Annotated in this window: 24 protein-coding genes; 14 read left to right on the plus strand and 10 right to left on the minus strand. The window is 62.7% G+C overall.

The window, feature by feature from the left end:
• The first annotated feature begins 53 nt into the window (after positions 1 to 53).
• Positions 54 to 1,130, plus strand: a complete 1,077-nt coding sequence (locus LUN51_RS15325; RefSeq protein WP_277811929.1) for a PA0069 family radical SAM protein — start codon at positions 54 to 56, stop codon at positions 1,128 to 1,130.
• Positions 1,131 to 1,158: 28 nt separating this feature from the next.
• Here the strand turns inward: LUN51_RS15325 and LUN51_RS15330 are convergent, their stop codons facing one another.
• From LUN51_RS15330 to LUN51_RS15340, 3 genes are read right to left on the minus strand one after another with little or no spacing between them, the layout of a single operon-like run.
• Positions 1,159 to 2,178 carry a sodium:calcium antiporter gene (locus LUN51_RS15330; RefSeq protein WP_277811930.1) on the minus strand — a complete coding sequence of 340 codons (1,020 nt, stop codon included), beginning with the start codon at positions 2,176 to 2,178 and terminating at the stop codon, positions 1,159 to 1,161.
• 32 nt (positions 2,179 to 2,210) lie between these two features.
• Positions 2,211 to 4,538: a helicase C-terminal domain-containing protein gene (locus tag LUN51_RS15335; protein WP_277811931.1), complete on the minus strand. Its 2,328-nt coding sequence runs from the start codon at positions 4,536 to 4,538 to the stop codon at positions 2,211 to 2,213.
• Positions 4,535 to 6,211 carry a VRR-NUC domain-containing protein gene (locus LUN51_RS15340; protein ID WP_277811932.1) on the minus strand — a complete coding sequence of 559 codons (1,677 nt, stop codon included), beginning with the start codon at positions 6,209 to 6,211 and terminating at the stop codon, positions 4,535 to 4,537. The genes LUN51_RS15335 and LUN51_RS15340 overlap by 4 nt, the downstream gene beginning before the upstream one ends.
• Before the next feature lie 147 nt (positions 6,212 to 6,358).
• On the opposite strand from LUN51_RS15340, the gene LUN51_RS15345 reads away from it, so the two are divergent.
• Positions 6,359 to 6,676: a hypothetical protein gene (locus LUN51_RS15345; RefSeq protein WP_277811933.1), complete on the plus strand. Its 318-nt coding sequence runs from the start codon at positions 6,359 to 6,361 to the stop codon at positions 6,674 to 6,676.
• On the opposite strand, the gene LUN51_RS15350 is transcribed toward LUN51_RS15345, so the two are convergent.
• Complete coding sequence (locus LUN51_RS15350) at positions 6,630 to 7,541, minus strand: oxygenase MpaB family protein (RefSeq protein ID WP_277811934.1); 912 nt, start codon at positions 7,539 to 7,541, stop codon at positions 6,630 to 6,632. The genes LUN51_RS15345 and LUN51_RS15350 overlap by 47 nt on opposite strands.
• A gap of 194 nt (positions 7,542 to 7,735) precedes the next feature.
• On the opposite strand from LUN51_RS15350, the gene LUN51_RS15355 reads away from it, so the two are divergent.
• The gene (locus LUN51_RS15355; protein ID WP_277811935.1) at positions 7,736 to 8,467 is read left to right on the plus strand and encodes a ParA family protein; all 732 of its coding nucleotides are present in this window, start codon (positions 7,736 to 7,738) and stop codon (positions 8,465 to 8,467) included.
• Positions 8,468 to 8,540: 73 nt separating this feature from the next.
• Positions 8,541 to 9,140 (plus strand): cob(I)yrinic acid a,c-diamide adenosyltransferase, encoded by a 600-nt coding sequence (gene cobO / locus LUN51_RS15360; protein ID WP_277811936.1) that lies wholly within the window; start codon positions 8,541 to 8,543, stop codon positions 9,138 to 9,140.
• Positions 9,141 to 9,149: 9 nt separating this feature from the next.
• Here cobO and LUN51_RS15365 read toward each other — a convergent pair whose 3' ends face one another.
• On the minus strand, positions 9,150 to 10,013 hold the full coding sequence (locus LUN51_RS15365) for a cobalamin-binding protein (protein ID WP_277811937.1): 864 nt from the start codon (positions 10,011 to 10,013) through the stop codon (positions 9,150 to 9,152).
• A 120-nt stretch (positions 10,014 to 10,133) separates the two neighbouring features.
• On the opposite strand from LUN51_RS15365, the gene LUN51_RS15370 reads away from it, so the two are divergent.
• Positions 10,134 to 10,907: an SIMPL domain-containing protein gene (locus LUN51_RS15370; protein WP_097023172.1), complete on the plus strand. Its 774-nt coding sequence runs from the start codon at positions 10,134 to 10,136 to the stop codon at positions 10,905 to 10,907.
• 102 nt (positions 10,908 to 11,009) lie between these two features.
• Here LUN51_RS15370 and LUN51_RS15375 read toward each other — a convergent pair whose 3' ends face one another.
• The gene (locus LUN51_RS15375) at positions 11,010 to 12,470 is read right to left on the minus strand and encodes a sodium-dependent transporter (protein ID WP_277811938.1); all 1,461 of its coding nucleotides are present in this window, start codon (positions 12,468 to 12,470) and stop codon (positions 11,010 to 11,012) included.
• A 207-nt stretch (positions 12,471 to 12,677) separates the two neighbouring features.
• Between LUN51_RS15375 and LUN51_RS15380 the strand changes: the two genes are divergently transcribed.
• The 3 genes from LUN51_RS15380 to LUN51_RS15390 all read left to right on the plus strand — a co-directional run bounded on the left by LUN51_RS15380 (position 12,678) and on the right by LUN51_RS15390 (position 16,169).
• The gene (locus LUN51_RS15380) at positions 12,678 to 13,334 is read left to right on the plus strand and encodes a potassium channel family protein (protein WP_277811939.1); all 657 of its coding nucleotides are present in this window, start codon (positions 12,678 to 12,680) and stop codon (positions 13,332 to 13,334) included.
• 52 nt (positions 13,335 to 13,386) lie between these two features.
• Positions 13,387 to 14,748 carry a TrkH family potassium uptake protein gene (locus LUN51_RS15385; RefSeq protein ID WP_277811940.1) on the plus strand — a complete coding sequence of 454 codons (1,362 nt, stop codon included), beginning with the start codon at positions 13,387 to 13,389 and terminating at the stop codon, positions 14,746 to 14,748.
• A gap of 128 nt (positions 14,749 to 14,876) precedes the next feature.
• Positions 14,877 to 16,169 (plus strand): arsenic transporter, encoded by a 1,293-nt coding sequence (locus LUN51_RS15390; RefSeq protein ID WP_011506786.1) that lies wholly within the window; start codon positions 14,877 to 14,879, stop codon positions 16,167 to 16,169.
• Between the two features lie 16 nt (positions 16,170 to 16,185).
• Here LUN51_RS15390 and LUN51_RS15395 read toward each other — a convergent pair whose 3' ends face one another.
• The gene (locus LUN51_RS15395) at positions 16,186 to 16,512 is read right to left on the minus strand and encodes an ArsR/SmtB family transcription factor (protein WP_277811941.1); all 327 of its coding nucleotides are present in this window, start codon (positions 16,510 to 16,512) and stop codon (positions 16,186 to 16,188) included.
• Between the two features lie 55 nt (positions 16,513 to 16,567).
• Here LUN51_RS15395 and arsH point away from each other — a divergent pair, with 55 nt between their 5' ends.
• The 6 genes from arsH (at position 16,568) to cfa (ending at position 21,820) form a co-directional block, all read left to right on the plus strand.
• The gene (arsH, locus tag LUN51_RS15400; RefSeq protein WP_277811942.1) at positions 16,568 to 17,278 is read left to right on the plus strand and encodes an arsenical resistance protein ArsH; all 711 of its coding nucleotides are present in this window, start codon (positions 16,568 to 16,570) and stop codon (positions 17,276 to 17,278) included.
• A 74-nt stretch (positions 17,279 to 17,352) separates the two neighbouring features.
• Complete coding sequence (locus LUN51_RS15405; protein ID WP_277811943.1) at positions 17,353 to 17,769, plus strand: arsenate reductase ArsC; 417 nt, start codon at positions 17,353 to 17,355, stop codon at positions 17,767 to 17,769.
• Positions 17,770 to 17,773: 4 nt separating this feature from the next.
• Positions 17,774 to 18,181, plus strand: coding sequence for a metalloregulator ArsR/SmtB family transcription factor (locus LUN51_RS15410; RefSeq protein ID WP_257467279.1), 408 nt, complete (start codon positions 17,774 to 17,776; stop codon positions 18,179 to 18,181).
• On the plus strand, positions 18,178 to 19,209 hold the full coding sequence (locus tag LUN51_RS15415; protein ID WP_277811944.1) for an ArsJ-associated glyceraldehyde-3-phosphate dehydrogenase: 1,032 nt from the start codon (positions 18,178 to 18,180) through the stop codon (positions 19,207 to 19,209). Before LUN51_RS15410 ends, LUN51_RS15415 begins: the two co-directional genes overlap by 4 nt.
• Positions 19,206 to 20,426 (plus strand): organoarsenical effux MFS transporter ArsJ, encoded by a 1,221-nt coding sequence (gene arsJ / locus LUN51_RS15420; RefSeq protein WP_277811945.1) that lies wholly within the window; start codon positions 19,206 to 19,208, stop codon positions 20,424 to 20,426. The genes LUN51_RS15415 and arsJ overlap by 4 nt, the downstream gene beginning before the upstream one ends.
• 227 nt (positions 20,427 to 20,653) lie before the next feature.
• The gene (gene cfa / locus LUN51_RS15425) at positions 20,654 to 21,820 is read left to right on the plus strand and encodes a cyclopropane fatty acyl phospholipid synthase (protein ID WP_277811946.1); all 1,167 of its coding nucleotides are present in this window, start codon (positions 20,654 to 20,656) and stop codon (positions 21,818 to 21,820) included.
• A 107-nt stretch (positions 21,821 to 21,927) separates the two neighbouring features.
• Here the strand turns inward: cfa and pstB are convergent, their stop codons facing one another.
• The 3 genes from pstB to pstC are packed head-to-tail and all read right to left on the minus strand — an operon-like array spanning position 21,928 to position 25,291.
• Positions 21,928 to 22,824, minus strand: a complete 897-nt coding sequence (gene pstB, locus LUN51_RS15430) for a phosphate ABC transporter ATP-binding protein PstB (protein WP_277811947.1) — start codon at positions 22,822 to 22,824, stop codon at positions 21,928 to 21,930.
• A gap of 26 nt (positions 22,825 to 22,850) precedes the next feature.
• Positions 22,851 to 24,017, minus strand: a complete 1,167-nt coding sequence (gene pstA, locus LUN51_RS15435; RefSeq protein ID WP_277811948.1) for a phosphate ABC transporter permease PstA — start codon at positions 24,015 to 24,017, stop codon at positions 22,851 to 22,853.
• A gap of 17 nt (positions 24,018 to 24,034) precedes the next feature.
• On the minus strand, positions 24,035 to 25,291 hold the full coding sequence (gene pstC / locus LUN51_RS15440) for a phosphate ABC transporter permease subunit PstC (RefSeq protein ID WP_097023159.1): 1,257 nt from the start codon (positions 25,289 to 25,291) through the stop codon (positions 24,035 to 24,037).
• Between the last annotated feature and the right edge of the window lie 109 nt (positions 25,292 to 25,400).

Below are 25,400 nucleotides of genomic sequence, written 5' to 3' on the forward strand. Positions count from 1 at the left end.
ACCCACCTACATGATGCCTATACTGTTCATATATACAGTAAAGGCATTGCATGATGACGACGCCCAGAGACCGCTCCCTCGCCCGCAAGGGACGAGGCGCAACCTTCGACCCCCACAACCGCTTTTCACCCACGGTCAGCGAAGCCGTCGATGATGGCTGGTGGCAGGAAGAAACGCCCGCACGACTGGCGACGCAAGTGCGTGACGAACCCGCCAAGAGCGCGCTGTCCTGGAACCACTCCCCGGATCTGTCCTTCGATCGCTCGTTGAATCCCTATCGCGGTTGCGAGCACGGCTGCATCTACTGCTACGCACGTCCCAGCCATGCCTACTGGGACATGTCGCCGGGGCTCGACTTCGAAACCAAGCTGATCGCACGCACCGGCATGGTCGAGCGGCTACGCGACGAGCTCGACAAACCCGGCTATGTCTGTCGGCCGATCAACCTGTCGGGCAATACTGATTGCTATCAGCCACTGGAAGCGGAGCGTGGCACGACACGAGCTCTGTTGGAATTGCTGCTGGATACCCGCCATCCCGTCACGCTGGTCACCAAAAGCGCCTTGATCCTGCGCGACAAGGCCTTGCTCGCCGAGATGGCCGAACACCGCCTGGTGCGTGTGTTCGTCAGCCTGACCAGCCTCGACGACGATCTAAAGCGAACGCTGGAACCTCGCACGGCAGCGCCGCGCACACGCCTCAAGGTCATCCGCGAACTCAGCGAGGCGGGTATTCCCGTAGGCACCCTCGTGTCGCCGGTGATTCCAGGACTGACCGATCATGAACTCGAGTCCCTACTGGAGGCCGGACACGACGCCGGCGCGCGCACCGCCGCCTGGATGTTGCTGCGCCTGCCGCATGAGGTCGCGCCACTGTTCGAAACCTGGCTCAACGAACACTACCCGTTGCGCGCCGACAAGGTCATGAGCCTGATCCGCCAGTGCCGTGGCGGTGAGGATTACGATGCCCGCTTTGGCCATCGCATGCGCGGCGAAGGCGTGTTCACGAAACTTCTGGCGCAACGTTTCCGCACCACCTGCCGGCGCCTGGGCATCGGCGATCGTGCCGAGATGGGACTCGACACCAGTGCATTTCGCGCCCCCCATGCCCAGGGCGATCTATTCGACTGAGGCGACCGCCCGCATCGAATCACGCGGTTCAAGTACCCCCTTGGAAAACCATCGCCACCCCGGCGCCGTACAGCAGCACCAACGCCACGCTCTCGAAGCCGATGCGTCCCGGGCCGTGTTTCTCGCGACGCACCAGACCCAGCAGCAATACTGCCGTCATCAGCACCGACAGCGCGATCCACAGCAGTGTCTGATCGGAAACGGCGTGATAGATCGAACCGTCGCGATAGGCGATGTCCGAGGCAGCGGCGAACAACGTATCGAAGGCGTTGCCGCCGATGATCCCGCCCACGGCCAGGGTCAGCGCACCACGACGCACGGCGGCCACGGCGGTCACCAGCTCGGGCAAGGAAGTCGCTACCGAGGTCAACAGTATGCCCACGGCAGTCTGGCTCATGCCTGTCTCGGTCGCCAGAGTCGTCGCCGCTTTCTCCATCACCCAGCCGGACACGCCCAGCAACAGAGCCAGAGCGGCGAACCCGCCCCACAGCCGGGTCAAGGAATAGCGCTGGGCTTCGTCATCCGGCGCATCCTCGCGGGTTTCACGCGTGCGTCGCGGCATCCACATCGGCTGGCTGCGCACTTCATCGATGATGCGCAGCCCATACACATAGCCCAGAAACAGAAGCGGCGTGACCGGGTGAATGCCCCACAACGTCCACTCCGGCGAATAACGCGCCACCAGCAACATGCCCAGCAGACACATCAACAACGTGCCCTGCGCAAGATTGCCGATGGAAGCCGCCGCATGCTCGAGATTGACGCGTCGCAGCGCCACATCGGCGACGGTGAGAAACAGTGTCTGTGCAGCGATCCCGCCTATGGCGTTGCTCATCGCCAGTTCGGGCTGGCCCTTCCAGGCCGCCGTCACCGACAACACGATGCCGGATAGCGAGGTCGCCATACCCATCAGCACCGCCCCGGCAATGGCCTCACCCATGCCGGTACGGTCGGCCAGCGTGTCCACCACGCCGGTCAGGCGCGTCCCGACCACACCGATGACCAGTGCACATCCGGCGAATAGCGCCACACTCAGCATCAAGCTCATACCACTCATCCTTGAGACATGTGCGCCCTACCTTAGCAGCCTGTCGGGCTTAACGCTGATCTGCTGCGAGTCGGTGCTTCAACGTTCTGGGTGACGTGCCACCACGACGGTAATAACGCCTGAATGCGGGGCTCGGCGAAGCGATCGTCGATCAGATGAATCGTGCCCCGGTCCTCGCGGGAGCGAATTACGCGCCCGGCGGCCTGAATCACCTTCTGTATCCCGGGATAGACGTAAGCATAGTCGTAGCCGGCACCGAACATCGCTTGCAGATAGCGTCGACGCTGCTCGTTGACCGGATTGACCTGCGGCAGCCCTAAGGTGGCGATGAAGGCGCCGATCAGTCGCTCACCAGGAAGATCGATGCCCTCGCCGAAGGCCCCGCCGAGTACCGCGAACCCGACCCCGCATCCGTCCGGCGTGAAGCGCGCCAGGAAATCCGTCCGTGCCGTTTCGTCCATGCCCCGCGCCTGTTGCCATTGCGGCACATCGGGATGCGCCTCGCGCAAACGCGCGGCAACATCCTCCAGATAGGCGAAGCTGCTGAAGAAGGCCAGATAATTGCCCGGCCGACGCGCATAGGTCGTGGCGATCAAGTCGGCGATAGGTGCCAACGATACCTCGCGGTCGCGAAAGCGCGTGGAAATGTGCTGAGCGATATGCACGCTGAGCTGTTCCTTGGCAAAGGGCGACGCCACGTCCAGCCACACACTGTCCTCGGGCAACCCCAACAGATCGCGCTGATAACGCTCGGGCGTCAGGGTGGCCGAAAACAACACACTGGCATGTGCGGCCTGGAAACGCGGGGTCAGCAATGGCGCCGGCACGATGTTGCGCAGACTCAGGCGCGCATGGCGCATGCCGCGGTGGCCCGCCCGCATGGCGATGTCGCAAACGAAGTGACGATCGAACAGTTCGGCGATGCGCACCGTCTTCAAGGCATCGAAATAGAAACGCTGCAAGGCCGGTGACAAAGTATAAGGCGGCTCGGCCGCCACTTGCCCGATCGTCCCCACCAGGCGCTGCAACGCGGCCAACCACGCCTCGGGGACGCGTTCGAGCGCGGTATGCTCATTGACACACTCACGGCCCAGCGAATTCCACTCGCGATTGAGCTGCTTGAGCGCAGCGCTAACGCCGGCGGGTTTCTCGCGTATCAGGGCGCGCAAATCGCCTTGATCAAGGCTCGCGCTGTACATGTCACGCGCGCGTTCGACCAGATTGTGTGCCTCGTCGACCAGCACGCCCAGGCGCCAATCGTTGGCCTGAGCCAATAGATGCAACAAGCCGCCGCTGGCGAAGTAATAATGATAATCGCCGACCGTGACATCGCTCCAGCGCGCCATTTCCTGGCCCAGGTAATACGGGCAGACGTCATGCGCCAAGGCGGTATCGCGCAAGTGCGCGCGATCCCAGTCGCCATCGGCGATCAGTGCGCGCCGTGCGCCAGGCAGCTTATCGAAAAAGCCCGCCGCCAACGGGCAGGACTCCCCGTGGCAGGCAAGTTCGGGATGCTCGCAGGCCTTGTCGCGCGCGATCAGCTCCAGCACGCGCAGCGGCGTCGTTTCCACCACGGGTTTCAGCGCATCCAGCGCCAGCTGTCGTCCGGGAGTCTTGGCAGCGAGATAGCACAGGCCATCGAGGCGTTGCGTGGGCATCGCCTTGAGCATCGGAAAGAGTGTGCCCAGAGTCTTGCCGGTGCCCGTTGGCGCCTGGGCCAGCAGCGCGCGCCCGGTACTGGCCGCCTTGTAGACGTTTTCCGCCAGCATGCGCTGCTCGCCCTGCCAGCTCGCATGCGGAAAACGCAGCGTCTCGAGGGCGCTATCGCGTGCCCCACGGTGCGCCGTTTCCTGCAACGCCCAATCGAGGAAAGCGGCGCACTGCGCCTCGAAGAAATGACGCAAGGTTTCGCGGTCCACGCGTTCAACGAGCGGTGTCTCGACCTGGCGGGCAATATCAAAATACACCAACGCCAGCTCGAGTTCGTCGAGGCCTCGCTCCTCGCACAGCAGCCAGCCGTAAAGGCGCAACTGAGCCCAATGCAGATGACGATGGTTCTCCGGCTGACGTGTCAGGTCACCGCGATGGGTCTTGATCTCTTCCAGGCGTCCACGTTGCGGATCGAAACCGTCCGCACGCCCACGCACTCGCAAGCCTTGCCCGGCAGCGCTCCAATAGACACCGCTCAAGGCGACTTCGCATTGGTAATGGGAGGCGCGACGCGAGGCCACCCGAGCATGCCCTTCCATGCCCTCTTCAGCGCTGGGCGATGGCGTGAAACGCAAGTCGAGATCGCCCTGTTTAGCGGTGAAATCACACAGGGTGCGCACCGCCACCGTATAATCCACTGCCTCGCTCATGACGCCCACGTCACATGGCAAACATCGAGAGGCATACCGTGCCGCGCGCAGAACGCCAACCATCGGCGTTGGTTGTCCTGCAGCCGATCGCCCGGCCCTTTGACCTCGATCATCCGGTAGTCGCCCTGCTCGGGGCGAAACTGGATCAAATCCGGCATTCCCGCCCGGTTGGCACGCACATCGCGCAGCAGACGCTCGAACCACAGCCGCAGATGCGCCGCCGGCAGGCACGCCAGCGCCATTTCCAGCAGCGCTTCATCGAGCGCCTCCCACTGCACGAAAGCAGATTCTAGCCCATGCTTGGCGTGATAAGTGCGGCGGATCACGGCGCGATAGCCATGCTCGCCCTCGGGCACCTCGAGCCGCGCCAGGCATCGGGCGAAGAGCGTCTCGCGACGCGATGCGAACTCGGGGCGCAACAGATCCGCAGGAGCACGCTGGAACGGATGAAAGAAGGCTCCGGCAAGCGGAGCGAACACCGCCTCCCAGCACAACAGGCCGAATAGCGCATTGATCAACGCGTTCTCGACGTAGTACACCGGCATCGACTCGCACGACAGATGCTCCACCACGGCGCGTTCTACCGAGGCCGTACGTGGTAACGTCATCTCCAGGCGCGCCGGCACCGGTTCCTCGGTCACGGACGGCGGCGCAAGTGCAAGGCGCCGATGCAGGCGCGGCAAGAGGCGATCCAGCTGCTGACGTTCAGACTCACTTTCCGGCGCCGCTGCGGCGGCGTTTGCCAGCTCCAGGGCCTCGGCATGGAAGGCTTGACGTTCCAACATGCGCAGGCGACGCCCGCGTGCACCGGGGTGAACACTCTGGGCGTAGAGGGCTTCCGCCGCCGCCAGCTCGCCTTCACGCTCACGCGCTCGAGCCAGCAGAAACAACAGCTTGCCGCGCCGGTTTTCCAGCCATGGATTGTCATCCGCCGCCGGCACGTCATGGAGTATGTCGGCAATCGGCTCGCCAGCCTCCAGGCGCTCGCGACAGGCATGCAGGTGTGCGTAGGTGTGGATGTCCTCGCGGCGTTGAAAGGCCCGCGAAGCCGGGCTCAGCGGCACCCGCTCGAAGCGGCGAACGCCAAGGTCGGCAAGCACGAACTCGCTCCAGTCCTGATGCAGGTTGCCGAAGAACATCAAGCGTAGCCGATCGCACAGCGCCATACGCGTCATGCGCACCACGTTGAAGGAAATCTCGGGGCACCACACCGTCAATGGATATTCGCCAAGATCAGCCTCGGCGAGCACCTCGAGCATGTCCGCCTTGCGCGCGCCACGCGTGAGGCCGTGATCGCGCAACAGCCCGTTCAGGTGGCGACCGATCTCTGCCTTGGTCAACAAAAGCCACAACGCCGACACTGACAGCGGCGGATCATCTTGCACCCATCTCCGTTCGATCAACGGCGCCACGGCCGTGGCCGGTATCCCGATTTCCGCATAACCAAGCCGGTCGTCACGGAAGGTATCGCCTTTGCGCATGACCATACGCACCCACAGCGCCTGCGCAGGCTCGGGCAAGGTTTCAAAGCGGGTGAGGAAGTCGCGCTCGTCGTCATCGAACAAATCCACGTAGCATGCCTCGATCCAGCGCAAGGCGCTGCGGAAGTTATGCAAATAATAAAGCGGATCGTCGAGGGACGCGGGGCGCGGCGGGAGCGGCGTAGCGTTCATGAGTGCATGATAGCAACCGCGTCTTGGCGACCCAAGCAGAGCGCGCCTTGCCTGACAATATGTTGGCACGCGACATTGCGCCACCCCGTCTCTTGGCCCTGCTTTGTTATACTCCCAGGATGCACTCAACCGACGAAAGAGCTCGCCGTGAAAGACGTTTCCTCCTCGCGCGACGCGACACCGCGCCGTGCCAACAAGCTGGGCTGCCTGGGCCTGATCGTCGGCGCCATTGCCTTCATCGTGGCGGTGTACGCCATCATCATCTATTTCATCAGCCAGGGCGCGACCCCGGAAGACGAAGCCGGCGAGGAACGCGGCATCGCGCAGTGCTGGCAGTCGATGGCGGCGCCGGAGATGACCGATCGCGCACGACGCACCACCGAAGAACGCTGTCAGGAGATGACCGAGCAGTTCGAGCTCAAGTACGGTCATCCGCCCTCGGTGACTCAGCCGCCGTCGTCGTAGCCCCGGCAACGCGTCGCCGTGCGCGACTCGAGGCGCCATTGCGCACCGACCAACGCATGACCGGCACCAAGCGATGTACACCAGCCCGCACGATATGACGCTGCCAGCGCGGCATATCGCGATGAGCCATCTCAGCCGCCCAGAGCGGCAACAAGTCGACACCGGCACGCATCGCCAGTGCCACCATCGGCCGCGCCAACGGGTGTGGAGCCGGCGCCCCGATCAGCAGTCTAAAGACCTCGGCGGTGCGCGCATCGAAGCACAACTGCGGACGCATCGCCTCGAGATAGGCCTCGGTATCACCGCGCGTGCGCGGCACATCATGCGCGCCCAGCGCTTCGGCGATACGCGCCACCTCGGCATAGTAACGGTCCTGGTCGGCAACGCTCAGGTCAGGGTTGCGATAGCGCAGATGCGCGGCGAGAAAGCGACTGACCTCGGCGACATGCACCCACGTCAGCAAATCCGGATCGTTGGCGGTATAGGGACGACCATCAGGCGCAACGCCTGCGACCTCGTCGTGAATGCGCCGTACCCGGTCGATGAGACGCTCGGCGTCCGCCGTGGAGGCGAACGTGGTAGCGGCGATGAACTGGCTGGTGCGGCGCAACCGACCGAGCATGTCGTCGCGAAAGTTGGAATGATCCCACACGCCAGCCAGCGCCAGCGGATGCAGCATCTGCAACATCAGCGAGCTGATGCCGCCGCACAGCATCGAGGTGAAATCGCTATGCACCCGCCAGCACACACTCTGCAGCCCGAACAGGCCAGGATCGCCCGGCGGTTGGTCATAATCGATGTCCCCCAGCGCCATGCCGGTCACGCCCATGATCTGGCGCTCGATACGCTGTCTCAGTATTTCCATCGCCACCTCCCGGGGCCCACGACTACCCTACGCTTGATGCCTGACGATCATCACACAATGAAGAGGGTCCCATGATACCGCGTTCTGCCATGATGAATCGCTGGCACAATCGTCGCTGAAGCGCTTGGCTGACACATGAATGTCACAACTGGCTGTCACCGTGCCCCACGCGCCACTTGCCGGGAGACGTCTCGATGAAAATGCTAGCCATTTATAGTATCAAGGGTGGCGTGGGCAAGACTGCCTCCGCCGTCAACCTGGCCGCCCTGGCGAGCCAAGCCGGCTATCGCGTGTTGCTCTGGGATCTCGACCCGCAAGCGGCCACGACCTTCTATCTACGTGTTAAACCCAAGGTGCGGGGCGGCGTGGACAAGCTGGTGAAAGGCAAGGCGTCCTTCGACAAGGTCATTCGCACCAGCGAAACGCCCGGGCTCGACCTGTTGCCGGCGTCTTTCGGCTCGCGGGAGCTGGATCACCTGCTGGAGGACCGCAAGCTCAGCCGGCTCCGCAAGATTCTCAAACCCGTGCACGACGATTATGATCTGGTGATCCTCGACTGCCCACCGAGCATTTCCACGCTTTCCGAGCACGTGTTCTCGAGCGCCGACGCCTTGTTGGTACCTGTGGTCCCGACGACGCTTTCGCTGCGCACCCTGGAGCAGTTGCGCGAGCACCTCGACGACGTCGACCATCCTTGCCCCGTGTGGCCTTTTTTCACGCTCGCCGACCGGCGCAAGAAACTTCATCTCGAGGTCATGGCCACGCTGAATCAGGATTGGCCCTTGATGATGACGACGACCATCCCCTACGCCAGCGCCGTCGAGCGCATGGGACTCGAACGCGCCCCCGTCACGCAATTCGCACGCTCGTCCCCTGCGGCGCGTGCCTATCGTAGCCTTTGGCGAGAACTCGAACAGCGTCTGTAAATCACGCATGTCTGCAACGTTGTGGTGCAGGCCCTCATCGCGTTACGTTGCTTCTTTTACCCGGAAATACTTCATGACCGACCGCCAGTCCCGCCATCGCAACGCCATGCGCAATCTCAAGTCGCATGTCGACGAGAAAGTCGCCGCCGCCACTGAGCAGCGCGGTCTGTTGCTCGTTTTCACCGGCAATGGCAAAGGCAAGACCACCGCCGCCTGGGGCACCGTCACCCGCGCTCTGGGCTACGGCTACCGTGCTGGCGTGGTGCAGTTCATCAAGGGCATGTGGGAATGCGGCGAGCGCGAACGCCTCGAGAGTGACCCCAACCTGAGCGTGCATATCATGGCTACCGGCTTCACCTGGGAGACTCAGAACCGTGAGTCGGACACCCAGGCCTGTCAGGCTGTGTGGGCGGATGCGGAGCGCCTGCTGAGCGATCCCGAGGTTTATCTCGTGGTACTCGACGAAATCACCTACATGCTCAAGTTCGGCTATCTCGACATCACCACGGTCCGTGAAGCGCTCGCCAACCGGCCCGCCGATCAGACGGTGATCGTCACCGGGCGCAATGCTCATCGTGAACTGCTCGACATGGCCGATACCGTCACCGAGATGCAGGAAGTACGGCACGCTTTCAATGCCGGGGTCCAGGCACGCCGCGGCATCGACTATTGAGTGTCTCGCTCAAGAAGTTTGGGACGCCCGCTCGAGGGCCTGGCAGACCTGTTCAACGCCCTCGACGAGGCGTGGACCAGGACGGCTGATGGGATCGGGGTCGAGGGTGTATAGGTGGCCATCGCGCACCGCCGGCAACCAGTCTTGGCCTTGCCAGGCGCGCTGCCAATCATCGCTGGGTGCGGCCGACAGAATCACCTCGGGACGCGCCTCGATTAACGCCTCGCGCCCGACCTCGGGCACCAGCACCGAGCGCTCGGCGAACAACGGTTTCCCCCCGCAATGGCGGATCGCCTGGGTGATGATATGCCCATCGCCCAGCGTGGTCAGCGGGTTGTGCCCCAATTGATAGAACACACGCGGCGTCTCGCTCAGCGTTTGCCGCGACGCAGCAAGGCGTAACTCAAATGCTCCGGCCGCGCGTCTCGCCGTCTCCGAGTGGCCTGTCAGACGGCCCAGGTCACGCAGGTCGTCCGCCACATCGTCGAGCCGGCGAGGTTCACTCTCGTAGACCGTCACGCCCAGCGCCTTGAGACGCTCCACCACGCTGCGCGGTGTTCCGCTGCGCCAGGTCACGACGAGATCCGGCTCGCGGGCCATGATGGCCTCCAGCGCGATGCCTCGATAACTGCCCACACGGGATACCTGCTTGGCCGCCTCGGGGTAATCGCTGCCCTGCAACACCCCCACCAGCCGTTCGCCGGCCTCCACCGCATAGAGCATTTCCACGATATGCGGCGCCAGCGCCACGACGCGCTCGGCGGGGGCCTCGAGCGTGACGGTGTTGCCGGCATCGTCGGTTACCTCGAGCGCCGCCAGTGCCGTGCCTGGCGATAACAGCGCGGCTATCGTCAATAGGTATGCAAGAAACAAGCAAATACGGCGCAACCTCACGACTCCCATAGCCACTTTCGGGCACGCAGGATAGCATGCTCGCATGAGTCGCTCGCCTTTGGCGGCGGCTCAGTTTCTCAATACCCAAAGGAGATTGGCATGATGCGCAAGGATATTCGCCTTCCATTCATGGCGACGGCGCTGCTCGGCGCATTGCTGGTGGCCGTGCCTCAAGCCCAGGCCAAGCCCGGACCCAAGACGTCGCATGAACTTCACGTACAGGCACAGTCGAGTCTCGACGTGGCGCCGGACATGGCGCGACTCAACGCACGCTTGTGGGAGCGCACCCCGGCCGTGGCTAGAAGCGAGGAGGCCAGTGACACCCAGGTCCTCGGCGAGGCGCGCGAGCAGCTCGAGTCGCGTACCGGAGAGCTAGTCCGCGCTCTGGAAGACGCCGGCGTGGAGAGCCGCGACATTCAAGCCGGCTCGCTCAATGTTCGCCCCGAGATCATCTCGCGCTCACGGCAGGACGATGACGCGGAAGATCAGGTGCGGACCCAGGTCGAACGTCCCGTCAGTGTCACGATCCGCGACCTCGAGCGTCTACCGCGTATTCTCGATGCGCTGACCGCCGCTGGCGTGGATGCACTGGATGGCGTCGAATACGATCTGAAGGACCGCGACGCGGCCACCGACAAGGCGCTTTCAAAAGCCCTCGAGCGCGCCAGACACAAGGCACAGCTGATGGCCGACACGCTCGAGGTCAAACTCGGCGATGTGATCAATGTCGAGGAAACGCAGTCCCCCACCTACACGCCGCGTACCATGATGATGCGCGCCGAGTCTGCCGACGCCAAATCAGCCACGGAATACCGCGCCGGGGAAATCGCCATCGACGCCGGTGTCAACGTCACCTGGGAAATCGCGGACTGACGCCTCACCCTGGCAATCCATTCGCTTCTCACAACGACGATGCCCGGCCAACCAGGTCGGGCATCGTCATCGTGCGGCAACGATAGGGCGTTCGAGCGGCAATCAGCCGGTGAACTGACGCCGCACGCGCGGGCTCAGCATTTCGCCGAGCACAGTGATCACCACCAGAGCCGCGAGGAACCACGCCCACTGGCTGCCGATATCGATGGTCATCACGCCCAGCGCATCGATGAAGATCAGTACGATTCCTAGCGGACTGACATAACGCACCATCAACAGCCATAAGGCATGCTGCCACCTGGAGAGGCGCAGCTCGTCGCGGAAGATCTCGTCGCGCAGCAGGAAACCCGCCATCAAGCAGAGCCCCAGACCGCCCAGCGGCATCATCCAGCGCGAGGTCAGGTAATCGAGCCAATCGAAGAAGTTCTTTCCGGCGAGCGTCCAATCGGCGCCCAGATTGAAGGACAGCATGGCCAACGTGCTCAGCAACCAGAGCACGATACCACTGCTCCAGGCCGCCGCCTTGCGACTCATGCCCTTGCGCTCGGTCAGCCAGGCCACGGTGGCCTCGATCATCGACACGGCGGAGGTCAGTGCCGCCACGCTGAGCATCACGAAGAAGATCACCTGCAGCACATTGCCCAGCGGCATCTGCTGGAAGGCCAGCGGCAGGCTCATGAAGATCAGCCCCGGCCCGCTGGCCGGATCCATACCATTGGCGAAAATCGCCGGAAAGATCGCCAGACCGGCCATCAATGCAATCAGCGTGTCGCAGATAGCCACGGTGAAGGTGGTACGCGCGATGGATTTGTTATCGGGCAGATAGGCGCCGTAGGCCATGATCGCCCCCGCCGACAGCGACAGCGTGAAGAAGGCATGCCCCATCGCCGCCAGCAGGCCAGCACTCGACAGTTTGCCCACCTCGAAGGAGAACAGGAACGTCACCGCCTCGCCGAAGCCGCCCGAGAACATGGCGTAGACGATCATGGCCAACAGCAACAGCACCATGCCCGGCATCATCCAGCGCATGCTGCGCTCAATGCCTTCCTGCACCCCCTTGCCGACGATGAACATGGTCACCACAGTCACCAGCGTGCTCCACGCCCCCAGCGTCAGCGGGTTGGCGTTGTTGGCGCCGAAGATGGCCGCCATGTCGTCGACACTACCGCCTTGCAAGCCACCACTGATCGCCTTCCACAGGTAGGCAAGCGACCAGCCGGCGACGACCACATAGAAGGACAGGATCATGAACCCGGCGAGCATCGACATCCAGCCGAATCCGGACCAGATCTTGCCGCGACCCGACTCCTGCGCCACGCGCTTGACCGCATCGATGGGACTCCCGCGCCCGCGCCGTCCGAAGGCTATCTCGGTCATCATCGCGGGGATCCCGATGCACAGAATGCAGGCCAGGTAGACGAGCACGAAGGCGCCGCCGCCGTACTCGCCGGTCATGTAGGGAAACTTCCAGATATTGCCAAGGCCCACTGCCGAGCCCGTCGCCGCCAGCACGAAGCCCCAGCGGCCGATCCAAAGATTTTTGGGTTGCTGTCTTGCCGTCATGGTTCACCTGAAGGGTTATTGTTGTGGTTCATGCAGCGCGGCGCGAGCACTTGCCACCGGGCGATTCTACCGTTTTCCACCGACATTTCGCGAACCGCGTCCGCCCGAACCGCGACGGCAAGGCAATCGCTGGAGCCCACTGCAGGGGTATGCGAAGCTGATCCCCGGACCCGGCGCATCACTTGCATCGACAGCCCAGGAGGTCGCATGACACGCCAATTCGCCATTCTCGGACTCGGCTATTTCGGCAGCACGGTCGCTCGCGAGCTCAAGCGCCATAACAATCAGCTACTTGGCGTCGATCGCGACGAGTCTCGTGTCGATGCCATGGCCGAGCATCTCGATCACGCCGTCATCGCCGACGTCACAGACGAAAAGGCGCTCGCCGAGCTGTCGTTGGAGAACTACGACGCCGTGGTCATCGACGTCGACGGCAACCTTGAGGCCAGCGTGATCTGCACCCTGCATGCCAAGGAACTGGGGGCCCGCGAAATCTGGGCCAAGGCCCACTCGGACGCTCACTACAAGCTGCTCGACCGCCTCGGCGCCGACCATATCGTGTATCCCGAGTACGATACCGGCATCCGCGTCGCCGAAAGCCTCAATTATCATGCCATGGTCGATTTCATTCGTCTCGGCGAACGCGAGTTCATCGTCGAGATCGAGGCGACTGAACGCCTCACCGAGCACTGCGCCACCGTCGCGCAGCTCGATATCGACGAGCGCGCCCTGTGTCTGGTGGCCATCAAGCGAGGCGACGAGGTAATCCGCGCGCCCGAGCGCAATACCGAGCTGGCATGCGGCGACCACCTGGTTCTGATGGGGGATCTCGCCGCGCTGCGCGAGCTGGGCAACAAGCTATGACACCACTTCGCTACCGCGCCCCGAGCGCCACACGGCTCCACGGGGCGTGTCCATGAGTTTCTGGCAACGACTGTCACGCCCCTGGCGACATACGCCACACGGCCGCGTACTTAGGCTTTCGCCGCCGGAAACGCTATTGCTGGGCTTTACCCTGCTCTGCCTGATCGGCGGCGGCTTGTTGCGACTGCCCATGGCCGCGACGGTAACGCTCGACTGGCAGGAGGCGCTGTTCACCGCCACCTCGGCGGTGACGGTCACCGGGCTGGCGGTCGTCGATACCAGCGCTTTCACACCGTTCGGCCAGGTCGTGCTGCTGGCCTTGATCCAGATCGGCGGATTGGGGTTCATGACCTTCGGGGCACTGACCCTGCTGCTCATGGGGGCCCGCCTCCCCCTGCAGCAGCAGAACCTGGTGCGAGAAGCCCTCGGTGAAACCTCGTTGGGCGAACTCTCGCAACTCGTGCGCCTGGTGGTGGCCTTCGCCGTCCTGGTCGAGGCAGTGGGGGCGGGACTTCTCGCGCTGCACTGGGTCCCCGAGCTCGGCTGGTCGCGCGGTTTGTGGGCCAGCCTGTTTCATGCGGTATCCGCCTTCAACAATGCCGGCTTCTCGCTGTGGCCCGACAGCCTGACGCGCGACGTCGGTACGCCCCTGGTCACGCTGGTCGTCAGCAGCCTCTTCATCGTCGGCGGTCTGGGTTTCGTGGTGATCAGCGACATTCGCGAAAAGCGTCGCTGGGGACGGTTCTCCATGCAGACCAAGATCGTACTTTGCGCGACCCTGGCCATCAACCTGATCGCCATGGCGGCGATGGCGGCGCTCGAATGGCACAATCCCGCGACACTGGGCGGGCTGGAAAGCCTCGGCGACAAGCTGCAGGCGGCCTGGTTCCAGGCCGTGACACCGCGTACCGCCGGTTTCAACAGCGTCGATACCGCGGCCATGTCCGACGCCTCCTCGCTGCTCACCATGCTGCTAATGTTCATCGGTGGCGGCGCGAGCTCCACCGCCAGCGGCATCAAGCTCACCACTTTCATCGTGCTGCTGTTGGTGGCCCGGGCCTTCCTACGCGGCACGCAGCCCACGGCCTACGGGCGCGCCATCGGCGAACAGACGGTGATGAAGGCCGTCGCCGTGGCACTGGCCGGGGTGGCGCTGGTGTTCGTGACGCTGCTGGTGCTGTGCATCACCGATGGCCGCCTCGCGTTCCTCGATCTGGCCTTCGAGAGCGTCTCCGCCTTCGGCACGGTGGGATTGTCGCGCGGCATCACCAATGAACTGTCGCTGCCCGGCCAATGGATGCTGATGCTCACCATGCTGCTCGGCCGTGTCGGACCGCTGTCGCTGGGGTACTTCCTGGCCACGCGGCGCACGCGGGGAATGCGCTACGCCGAGGGCCACATCCAGATCGGCTGAGATACCGGCTCGTGGTGCCACTGCCGTTGCCCCCACGCGGGCGACGGACAGCAGGCGAACGGTTGCAATATTTCCATGATTGTTCAAATATAGAAGCGTCATTTTTCGATAGTCGCGACGGACGCCTCATGCTGCTTGCCCTGCCCATCTTCATCGCCACGCTCATTCTCGTCATCTGGCAGCCGCGTGGCTTGGGGATCGGCTGGAGTGCAAGCGCGGGCGCGTTGATCGCGCTGCTCACCGGGGTCATCCACCCCGCGGACATTCCCGCCGTGTGGTCGATCGTCTGGAATGCCACCTTCACCTTCATTGCCATCATCATCACCAGCCTGCTGCTCGACGAGGCCGGCTTCTTCGAATGGGCGGCCTTGCATATCGGCCGCTGGGGCAACGGCCGGGGGCGTCGTCTGTTCGTCCTGGTGGTACTGCTCGGTGCCGTGGTCGCGGCGGTCTTCGCCAACGATGGCGCGGCCTTGATCCTCACTCCGATCGTCTTCGAGATGCTCGTCGCCCTGGGCTTCAGCGCCGGTGCAACACTGGCGTTCGTGATGGCCGCCGGCTTCATCGCCGATACCGCCAGCCTACCGCTAGTGATTTCCAACCTGGTCAATATCGTCTCGGCGGACTACTTCGATATCGCCTTCGGCGAATACGCGGGCGTCATGGTGCTCGTGGACATCGTCTCGGTACTTGCCTCGCTCGGCATGCTGTACCTGTTCTTTCGACGTGCGGTGCCCTCGACCTATGCCCTCGGCGACCTGCGCAAGCCACGCGAGGCCATCCGCGATCCGGCGGTCTTCAAGGCCGGCTGGTGGGTGCTGGGGCTCTTGCTGGTGGGCTTCTTCGTGGCCGAACCGCTGGGCGTACCGGTCTGCGTGATCGCCGCCATCGGCGCGTCGATCCTGTTCGTGATCGCCCAGCGCGGTCATCACATCCACACTCGCAAGGTGCTGCGCGACGCCCCCTGGAACATCGTGGTGTTTTCGCTGGGCATGTACCTGGTGGTATATGGCCTGCGCAACGCCGGACTGACCGACATGATCGCCGGCGGTCTGGAATGGCTGGGCGGGCATGGCCCCTGGATCGCCACGCTGGGGACAGGCTTCATCGCCGCCGGGCTTTCCTCGGTGATGAACAACATGCCCACCGTACTGGTGGTCGCCTTGTCGATCGATGCCAGCGACGTCACTGACCTGACCCAGCAGGCAATGGTCTATGCCAACGTCATCGGTAGCGACCTGGGCCCCAAGATCACTCCCATCGGCAGCCTCGCCACCTTGCTGTGGCTGCACGTCCTGGCGCGTAAGGGCATGACCATCGGTTGGGGCTATTATTTCCGCGTGGGCATCGTGCTCACCGTCCCCGTGCTGACGGTCACCCTGCTGGCACTGGCCGCCTGGCTACAGTTTCTCGCGGCATGAAGCGCCAGCCCCGGGATCAGCAGCGGCCGGTGTCGTCCGGCAATCGGCACTGCTCGGGACGATCATCACAGCAGTGCGCGGTCAGGTAATCCACCAGGCCGCGCATCCGGGAGAAATCGGCACGGTAGTGGACATGCCGGCCATGTGCCTCGCCATACACCAGACCGGCGTGCGCGAGCTCCTTGAGATGGAAGGAGAGCGTCGAGGGCGAGACCCCGAGGGCCTCGGCGATATCGCCGGCGAAGGCGCCGTCGGGACCGACCCCCACCAGGTGCCGAAAGATCGCCAGTCGCGTGCGCTGCGCCAGCGCCGACAAGGCCTTGAGAGCGTCATTCGTTTCCATATTTGCACAACGATAGAAGTTACGTTGACCCGACTATCCCACACAGGAGTCGTTCATGCACGACCTTCCCAATCTCGACACCACATCTTTCGCCGTTCCCGATGGCGATACGCTGATGGCGCCCCGACTCAGCACGCATCCGCCGCGCATCCTGCTGCTGCATGGCTCGCTGCGTGAACGCTCGTTCAGTCGTCTGGTCAGCGAGGAAGCCGCGCGTTTGCTCACTGCCATGGGCGCCGAGACACGATGCTTCGATCCGCGCGGCCTGCCCTTGCCGGACAGCGAGGACGCCTCGCACCCCAAGGTTCAGGAGCTCCGCGAGCTGGCGCAGTGGGCGGAAGGCATGGTGTGGTGCTCCCCGGAGCGTCACGGCGCGATGACCGGCATCATGAAGGCACAGATCGACTGGATTCCACTGGCGCTGGGCGGCGTCCGCCCGACCCAGGGCAAGACCCTGGCGGTCATGCAGGTCTGCGGCGGCTCGCAGTCCTTCAATACGGTCAATCAGCTACGCATTCTCGGTCGCTGGATGCGCATGCTGACCATCCCCAACCAGTCATCGGTGCCCAAGGCGTTCCTGGAGTTCGGCGACGACAACCACATGATGCCCTCGCCGCTCTATGACCGTATCGTCGACGTGATGGAAGAGTTGATGAAATTCACCTTGCTGACGCGCGACCGCAGCGATCTGCTCACCGACCGCTACTCCGAACGCAAGGAGAGTGCCGAAGAGGTATCTCGGCGCGTCAATCAACGTGGCATGTAGAGCCCGGCACGTTCATCGAAATGACATGGATCTCGGGCATATTCGTCTAGCCATATATCCCACGAGGCTGACCCATGAGCAAAAAACGCGTTCTCTTTCTCTGCAATGCCAACTCGGCCCGCTCGTTGATGGCCGAAGCCCTGTTGCGTCACATGGCCGGACAGCGCTTCGAGGCCTACAGCGCCGGCGTCGAACCCGATGAGCCGCAGCAGGCGGCACTGCAGGCACTCACAGAGTTGGGCATCGATACCACGGGGCTGGCCAGCAAATCGCTGGAGGCCTATGCCGGCGAGCATTTCGACAGCGTGATCATCCTCTGCGAAAAAGCCCAGCAGCGCTGCCGGGACTGGGCAGGCAACACCGACGAGCTGCTGTTCTGGGATATCCTGGATCCGCGCCTCAATCCGCGTGACGGCGCCTATACCCAGACCCTCGAAGAGATTCGTGGCCGTCTGCGGCTATGGTTGAGCGTTCAGTCCCGGGAGGCCTGAGCCAGTGACCACGGCAGTGCTGACCCCGGCGGCCTTGCACCGCTGTCTCGCCGACGAGACGCGCTTGACGCTGACGCTGCTGCTCTGCACCGAACCCGAGCTGTGCGTCTGCGAAATGACCGAGGCCCTGGCGGCCCCGCAGCCCAGGATATCGCGCCATCTGGCCTACCTGCGTCGTGCCGGCCTGCTACGCGGTCGCCGCCGCGGTGCCTGGATCTTCTATCGCCTCGAGCCGACGCTGCCCGAATGGGTCTCGATCATCCTCGAGGCCTCGCGCGACGCCGCGCCGCCGGAGGTCATCACGGCTCACCGACGACTCGCCGACGCCGGCACCGCCAGCCGACGTCAGGCGGCTTGCCACGCCGAGCCCAGGCCGGCCCCCTTTTCCTCCACTTCAGGAGACATCGCATGACATTACGCATCGGCATCAACGGCTTCGGGCGCATCGGCCGCCTTGCCCTGCGCGTCCTGTGGGCGTCGCGCGCGACGCACTCCCTGGAGATCGTTCGTATCAACGATCCCGGCGGCGACGCGGCAACCTTCGCCCATCTGCTGGAATTCGATTCGGTACACGGCCACTGGTCCCCCGGCACGGGCATTCGCGCCGAGGCGGATTCGCTCGTCATTGACGACACCTCGATCATCTTCAGTACCCATCGCGATCTCGCCGACAGCGACTGGTCCCGATGCGACGTGGTGATCGAAGCCTCGGGCGCCATGACCAAGGCCGCCAAACTGCAGCCCTACCTCGATCAAGGCGTGCCGCGCGTCGTGGTCTCCGCGCCGGTCAAGGACCCCGAGGTGCTCAACGTGGTGATGGGCGTCAACGATGGCGATTTCGCTCCGGAGCGACACCGCATCGTCACCGCGGCCAGTTGCACCACCAACTGCCTGGCACCGGTGGTAAAGGTGATTCACGAAACCTTCGGCATCCGCCATGGCTCGATGACCACGGTGCACGACATCACCAATACCCAGACGATCCTCGATGCGCCGCATAAGGATCTACGCCGTGCTCGCGCCTGTGGCATGAGTCTGATCCCCACCACGACCGGCTCGGCCAAGGCGATCACGGCGATCTTTCCCGAGTTGGAAGGCAAACTCAACGGTCTCGCCGTGCGCGTGCCGCTGGCCAACGCCTCGCTTACCGACATGGTCTTCGAAGTCGAACGTGCCACCCACGTCGACGAGGTCAATACTGCCCTGGAACAAGCCGCGAATGGCGAGCTGGCCGGCATCTTGGGCTACGAGAAGCGTCCGCTGGTTTCCATCGACTATCGCACCGATCCGCGCAGCGCGATCGTCGATGCCCCATCGACGATGGTGATCAACGAGACCCAGGTAAAACTCTATGCGTGGTACGACAATGAGTGGGGCTATGCCAATCGTACCGCCGAACTGGCCTTGAAAGTCGGCAACGCCCGGGAACCAGCACAATGACTACCCTGCAACGCCTGCGCGCCCTGCCCTTCGAAATACGCCAGTATCTGCTGGTCACGGGCAATTATTGGGCCTTCACGCTGACCGACGGCGCCTTGCGCATGCTGGTGGTGCTGCATTTCCATCAGCTTGGCTATTCGCCGCTGGAAATCGCCCTGCTGTTTCTGTTCTACGAGGCGTTCGGTGTGGTCACCAACTTCGTCGGTGGCTGGCTCGGTGCCCGCCTGGGTCTCAACCGCACCATGAACCTCGGTCTGGGGCTGCAACTGGTCGCCCTGGGCATGCTGCTGGTGCCGGCATCGGCCTTGACGGTGCCCTGGGTCATGGCCGCCCAGGCGCTCTCAGGGGTCGCCAAGGACCTCAACAAGATGAGCGCCAAGAGCGCGGTCAAGGTGCTGGTCCCAAAGGACAGCAGCAATGCCCAGGGCGCGCTGTATCGCTGGGTGGCCATCCTCACGGGGTCCAAGAATGCCCTCAAGGGGGCCGGCTTCTTCGCCGGCGGCTTGTTGCTGACGCTGATCGGTTTCCAAGGCGCGATACTCGCCATGTGGGTGATGCTGGCCGTGGTGCTGGGGCTGTCGCTATGGCGTTTGCGTGCCGACCTAGGCCGCCAGAAAGCCAAGCCCAAGTTCCGCGAGGTCTTCTCCACGTCGCGCGCGGTCAACGTTCTCGCGGCGGCACGCCTATGCCTGTTCGCCTCACGCGACATCTGGTTCGTGGTGGCATTGCCGGTGTTTCTCTACGACCAGCACGGCTGGAACTTCTGGAGCGTCGGCATCCTGATGGCCGTCTGGGTGATCGGCTACGGCGGCGTTCAGACCCAGGCACCGCGCATCACGCGACATCTGCACGGCGATACACGCAGCATCACCGTGGTTCTGGCCGCGGCACTCGCCCTGCTCCCCGCCCTACTCGCCTTCACGCCGCTGGCAACCACCGTCACCTGGCTGATCGTGGGGCTGCTGGCCTTCGGCGTACTCTTCGCCATCAATTCGAGCTGGCACAGCTATCTGATCGTGCGCTTCGCACGCGCCGAGGGCGTCTCCATGGACGTGGGGTTCTACTACATGGCCAATGCCATGGGACGTCTCGTTGGCACGGTCCTCTCCGGCTGGGTCTACCAGGCCCATGGCTTAGCACCCTGTCTGGCAGTGTCCGCGGTGCTGGTCGCCGCCAGTGCCATCATGGCGATGGGCTTGCCCCGCCAGACGCAATGAGCCCAATCCAGGGACTAGGAGGATGCATATACCAGTGGCGGGTCTGACAGAGCATGCAGCGCTCTACCTATAGATTGCTCATGGGTTGCACAATCTATAAAAACTATCAACTCGGTAGCGTGCAAACGGTGTCAATGCCGTATAATGTTCGACTAGCCTAATAGCAGAGCGAAAAGCCAAAATAAGCTTCCACCCCACTGGAGGCATGAGCAAGAGGAAACATTGCAGTGAATGCTCCACTCAAGGAAACCAGCACTACCGCCAAAGCCATCGAGCAGCACAAGAGCTATCGTTTCGTCGTCGATCTCTTGGCTCGCGCCGACATCCAGATCAACGGAACGCGCCCGTGGGACATGCAGGTCCATTCCACGGATGTCTTTGATCGTGCGCTCGCCGAAGGCAATCTCGGGCTCGGCGAGACGTACATGGCCGGTCAATGGGACGCTGAACGCCTCGACGAGTTTTTCTTCCGGCTGCTATGCGCCGATATCGACAAAACCGTTCAGCCTTCGAAGCTGGTCTTTCACGCCTTGCGCGCCAAGCTCACGAACCTGCAGAGCGTCAAACGTGCATGGAAAGTCGGTGAAGCGCATTACGACTTGGGTAACGACTTCTACGCAACCATGCTCGACCAGCGTATGACCTATACCTGCGGGTACTGGCATGACGCCGATAACCTGGATGCCGCTCAGGAGGCCAAGCTCGATCTGATCTGCCGTAAGCTGGATCTCAAGCCCGGCATGCGCATTCTGGATATTGGCTGCGGCTGGGGCAGTTTTATGGCCTACGCCGCCGAGCACTATGGGGTGGAATGCGTTGGACTCACCATCTCGCGCGAGCAGGCCGACTACGGGAAATCCTTGATGAAGAAGGGACTTCCCGTGGAATTTCGGCTTCAGGACTATCGCGAGATCGACGAGCAGTTCGACGCCATCATCAGCATCGGCATGTTCGAGCACGTGGGTCGCAAGAATCACCGCGAGTATATGGAAGTCGCCCATCGTTGCCTCAAGGAAGGCGGCCTCTTCATGCTGCACACCATTGGCAAGAACGTCCGCGAGAGCACACCGGACCCGTGGATCGACAAGTACATCTTCCCCAACGGAGACCTGCCTTCCATCGGCCAGATCGGCGATGCGGCCGGCGGGTTGTTCGTCACCGAGGACCTCCACAACTTCGGCGCCGATTACGACAAGACGCTGATGGCCTGGTGGGAGAATTTCGAAGCGCATTGGCCGAAATTCAAGGAACGCTACGGCAACGAGTTCTACCGCATGTGGCGCTACTACCTGCTATCCTGCGCAGCGGCCTTCCGTGCCCGTGACATTCAATTGTGGCAGTGGGTACTTGCCAAGCCGGGGGTCGTCGGTGGCTATCAACGCATCACGTCGTAAGCACGACTTGCCATATATCCAGTGTTTGGCAAGCACCGGAAGCCAGGCGGCAACACGCAAAAAAAAGGCGCCGAAGCGCCCTTGAAATCATTCGCGGTGTCAGACCATTAGCCGTAACGTCCGGTAATGTAGTCCTCCGCCTTCTTGGTATGCGGGTTGGCGAACATCTGCTTGGTCGCGTTGTATTCGATCATTTCACCAAGGTGGAAAAAGGCTGTGTAATCCGCCACGCGCGCTGCCTGCTGCATGTTGTGGGTAACGGTGACGATGGTGAAGTCCTTCTTCAGCTTGTCCATCAGGTCTTCGATGGTCGCCGTGGAGATGGGGTCGAGCGCCGAGGTTGGCTCATCCATTAGGATCACGTCGGGACGCACTGCGATCGCACGCGCGATGCACAAGCGCTGCTGCTGACCGCCAGATAGCGAAGTGCCCGGCTCGTGCAGCTTGTCCTTGACCTCGTTCCACAGCCCCGCATCGCGCAACGCGCGCTCCACCAGCTCGTCCTGGTCGGCCTTTCGGCTAACCATGTCATGCATGCGCGGCGCATACGCGACGTTTTCATAGATCGACTTGGGAAACGGATTCGGCTTCTGGAACACCATGCCCACGCGGCGACGCAGGGCCACTTCGTCCATGCCGCGGGCATTAACGTCGTGGCCATCCATTTCCACCAATCCCTTGATGCTCACGCTGCTGATCAAATCGTTCATGCGATTGAGGCAACGCAGAAAGGTGGACTTGCCGCAGCCCGACGGACCGATCAAAGCAGTGACGGTATTGGCAAATATATCGATGCTGATGTCATCCAGCGCCTGGTGCTCGCCATACCACAGGCTGAGATCGCGTACGCGTACGCTCAGGTTTTCTTCGACGCTTTCGTTGCGTGTTACCGGCTGTCCCTTGTTAGGTGTCGGCGCCTCATTGTATGAAGTACGCACGGCGCTTTCGGATGCCGTGGGCGAATCTTGCTGCGTTTGAAAGTTTTGCAGGGTCGTGTCGTTCATGGCGATGGTGTCCTGTCGGAAGTCGCTTACCAGCGGCGTTCGAATTTGTTGCGTAGCCAGACGGCGAGAGCGTTGAGGAAGATCAGCACCGCCAAAAGCACCAGGATGCCGCCCGCCGTTTTCTCGGCAAAGGCGCTATTCGGCTCGCTGGCCCAAGTGAATATCTGCGCCGGCATGACCGTCGAGGCGCCCGTGATCGATATCGAGGCATCGGGTATGAAGGCCACCATACCTACGATGATCAGCGGTGCGGTCTCCCCCATGGCTTGCGCTAGGCCAATGATCGAACCGGTCAGAATGCCCGGCAGCGAGACCGGCAGTACGTGATCGCGTACCACCTGCCAGCGCGAGCAACCCACGCCGAATGCCGCGTGACGAATGCTGTCCGGCACACTGCGCAAGGCCGCGCGCGTCGAGATGATGATTACCGGCAACGTCATCAACGCCAAGGTTAGCCCGCCCACCAACGGCGAGGAACGCGGCACCCCGAAGAAACTGATGTAGATCGCCAGCCCCAGCAGGCCGAACAGGATGGAGGGGACGGCCGCCAGGTTGTTGATATTGATTTCGATGATCTGAGTCAGCTTGTTGTCGGGGGCGAACTCCTCGAGATAGACGGCCGTCATCACGCCGATCGGAAAGCATACCGCCATGGTGACCAGCATGGTCATTACCGTGCCGATAGCCGCCGAAGCAATCCCCGCCAGTTCCGGCATCTTGGAATCACCGGTAGTGAAGAAGGTGGTATTAAACTTCAGCTCCGCGCGCCCCTCTTCGACTAATGCCTGGAGCGTTTCCTTGTCGGCGGGGCGCAGCCGATCCTCGTTCCCTTTGAGATACTGATCGACACGACTATCGGCGATGACCCATTGGGTCTGCGTCGTGCCCATCAACGCTGGATTGTTTTCCATTCTTCGCGGCAAGGGCCGGAAAAAGCCGCGCGAAATCAGCGGCCGGACGTCTTCATCGACAGCCGCGAGTGGTAACTTCTGGGACTGTTCGTTATAGCTGACCTCGGTCTGTATTTGCGCTTGCTGGAAAGCGGGCCATCCGCGCACCACCATGTCGGAAATGAAGACCACCAGAAACGCCGCCGATAGAATCAAGGCGCCCATGGTCATCCATTTCATGCGCGCCGAACGCCGATGGCGCTTCTTGAGCTGCGCGGAAATTTCTTCGAACGATTGGCTCATGGTCTCGACCTATCGGATTACAGGTTGTTGACGCGATACTTCTCGCGGAAGCGGCGAATCATGAATACCGACACCACATTCAGCGTCAGCGTCACGATAAACAGCACCAGCCCCAGGGCAAAGGCCGAGAGTGTCTGGGCGCTTTCGAATTCCTGGTCGCCGGTCAGCGCCGCAACGATACTCACCGTCACGGTGGTCATGTCTTCCAGCGGATTAGCGGTCAGGTTGGGACGCATGCCGGCCGCCATGACCACGATCATGGTTTCCCCCAAGGCGCGGGAGATAGCCAGTAATGAGGCCGAGATAATCCCCGGCGCGGCGGCGGGCACGACCACGTTGCGCACCATTTCCGCCTTGGTGATACCCAGTGCCAAGGCCCCTTCCCGCAGGCTATTGGGGACCGAGTTGATGACATCGTCAGAGAGCGAGGAGATGAACGGAATGATCATGATGCCCATCACCAAGCCCGGTGCCAGGGCATTGGAGTAAGACGCATCGAGCCCGAACAGCCCTGCGATATCCACCACCAGTGGGGCCACGGTCAAGGCCGCGAAGACGCCATATACCACGGTAGGGATCCCCGCCAGCACCTCGATCACCGGCTTGGCCGCCTTGCGAATGCGCATGGGCGCAAACTCCACCATGTAGATGGCGGCGCCCAGACCGAAGGGAATAGCCACCAGCATGGCGATCAGAGTGATCATGAACGTGCCGGCGAAGAGCGGGATCGACCCGAACTGTGCGGCACTGCCGCCCTCGTCGCCACGTCCGGCGGCGTCGAGGAAGCTCGCTCCCGGATTCCAGGTAGTGCCGGACACGAAGTCCCAGAAGCTATGCATCTGGAAGAAACGCAGGGCCTCGGTGACGATCGACAGTAAAATGCCCAGCGTGGTGAGAATAGAGATCATCGCCGCGGCTGCTAGCAGCTTGCGAATGACCCCTTCGATGGCGCGTCGCGCATGGAAATCGGGGCGCACTTGATTCAGCCCCATGACCAAGCCGATCGCCGCAATGATCAGGCTCGCCGTCAACAGATAGAGCGTGGGGATCTCCGCCCCCATCAGCAACAGGGCAAACGCCCCCAGGGCGCTGACCAGAAGCGCTGGCCCAGCGGTGGCGAGGACCGTGAACCAGGCGTATTGATCCGGCTGTGCGTGCATCGCCGTGCCCGTGGCACGAACGCGCGAGGCCTTGGCGCGGCTCAGGGTAAAGGCGACTCCCCCAAGCACCAAGAGTACCGCGCAGAACAGCAGGAAGACGGTATTCGTCGTCATGTCGGTCTCTCAGGATAACGTTGCTCCCGGTGGGAGCCATCAACCCCGTAGGGCTCGTCACGCAAATGGGCCGGCAGCAAAAGCCGCCGGCCACTTCATCGGTCCGCGT

The organism is Chromohalobacter canadensis, assembly GCF_029544075.1.
GTDB lineage: Bacteria > Pseudomonadota > Gammaproteobacteria > Pseudomonadales > Halomonadaceae > Chromohalobacter > Chromohalobacter canadensis_A.

Bases quoted from the DNA above. Each gene is read 5' to 3' on its own strand.
- LUN51_RS15325 (WP_277811929.1), top strand. From the start codon at position 54: ATGACGACGCCCAGAGACCGCTCCCTCGCCCGCAAGGGACGAGGCGCA.
- LUN51_RS15330 (WP_277811930.1), bottom strand. From the start codon at position 2,178: ATGAGCTTGATGCTGAGTGTGGCGCTATTCGCCGGATGTGCACTGGTC.
- LUN51_RS15335 (WP_277811931.1), bottom strand. From the start codon at position 4,538: ATGAGCGAGGCAGTGGATTATACGGTGGCGGTGCGCACCCTGTGTGAT.
- LUN51_RS15340 (WP_277811932.1), bottom strand. From the start codon at position 6,211: ATGAACGCTACGCCGCTCCCGCCGCGCCCCGCGTCCCTCGACGATCCG.
- LUN51_RS15350 (WP_277811934.1), bottom strand. From the start codon at position 7,541: ATGGAAATACTGAGACAGCGTATCGAGCGCCAGATCATGGGCGTGACC.
- LUN51_RS15355 (WP_277811935.1), top strand. From the start codon at position 7,736: ATGAAAATGCTAGCCATTTATAGTATCAAGGGTGGCGTGGGCAAGACT.
- cobO (WP_277811936.1), top strand. From the start codon at position 8,541: ATGACCGACCGCCAGTCCCGCCATCGCAACGCCATGCGCAATCTCAAG.
- LUN51_RS15370 (WP_097023172.1), top strand. From the start codon at position 10,134: ATGATGCGCAAGGATATTCGCCTTCCATTCATGGCGACGGCGCTGCTC.
- LUN51_RS15375 (WP_277811938.1), bottom strand. From the start codon at position 12,470: ATGACGGCAAGACAGCAACCCAAAAATCTTTGGATCGGCCGCTGGGGC.
- LUN51_RS15380 (WP_277811939.1), top strand. From the start codon at position 12,678: ATGACACGCCAATTCGCCATTCTCGGACTCGGCTATTTCGGCAGCACG.
- LUN51_RS15385 (WP_277811940.1), top strand. From the start codon at position 13,387: ATGAGTTTCTGGCAACGACTGTCACGCCCCTGGCGACATACGCCACAC.
- LUN51_RS15390 (WP_011506786.1), top strand. From the start codon at position 14,877: ATGCTGCTTGCCCTGCCCATCTTCATCGCCACGCTCATTCTCGTCATC.
- LUN51_RS15395 (WP_277811941.1), bottom strand. From the start codon at position 16,512: ATGGAAACGAATGACGCTCTCAAGGCCTTGTCGGCGCTGGCGCAGCGC.
- arsH (WP_277811942.1), top strand. From the start codon at position 16,568: ATGCACGACCTTCCCAATCTCGACACCACATCTTTCGCCGTTCCCGAT.
- LUN51_RS15405 (WP_277811943.1), top strand. From the start codon at position 17,353: ATGAGCAAAAAACGCGTTCTCTTTCTCTGCAATGCCAACTCGGCCCGC.
- LUN51_RS15415 (WP_277811944.1), top strand. From the start codon at position 18,178: ATGACATTACGCATCGGCATCAACGGCTTCGGGCGCATCGGCCGCCTT.
- arsJ (WP_277811945.1), top strand. From the start codon at position 19,206: ATGACTACCCTGCAACGCCTGCGCGCCCTGCCCTTCGAAATACGCCAG.
- pstB (WP_277811947.1), bottom strand. From the start codon at position 22,824: ATGAACGACACGACCCTGCAAAACTTTCAAACGCAGCAAGATTCGCCC.
- pstA (WP_277811948.1), bottom strand. From the start codon at position 24,017: ATGAGCCAATCGTTCGAAGAAATTTCCGCGCAGCTCAAGAAGCGCCAT.
- pstC (WP_097023159.1), bottom strand. From the start codon at position 25,291: ATGACGACGAATACCGTCTTCCTGCTGTTCTGCGCGGTACTCTTGGTG.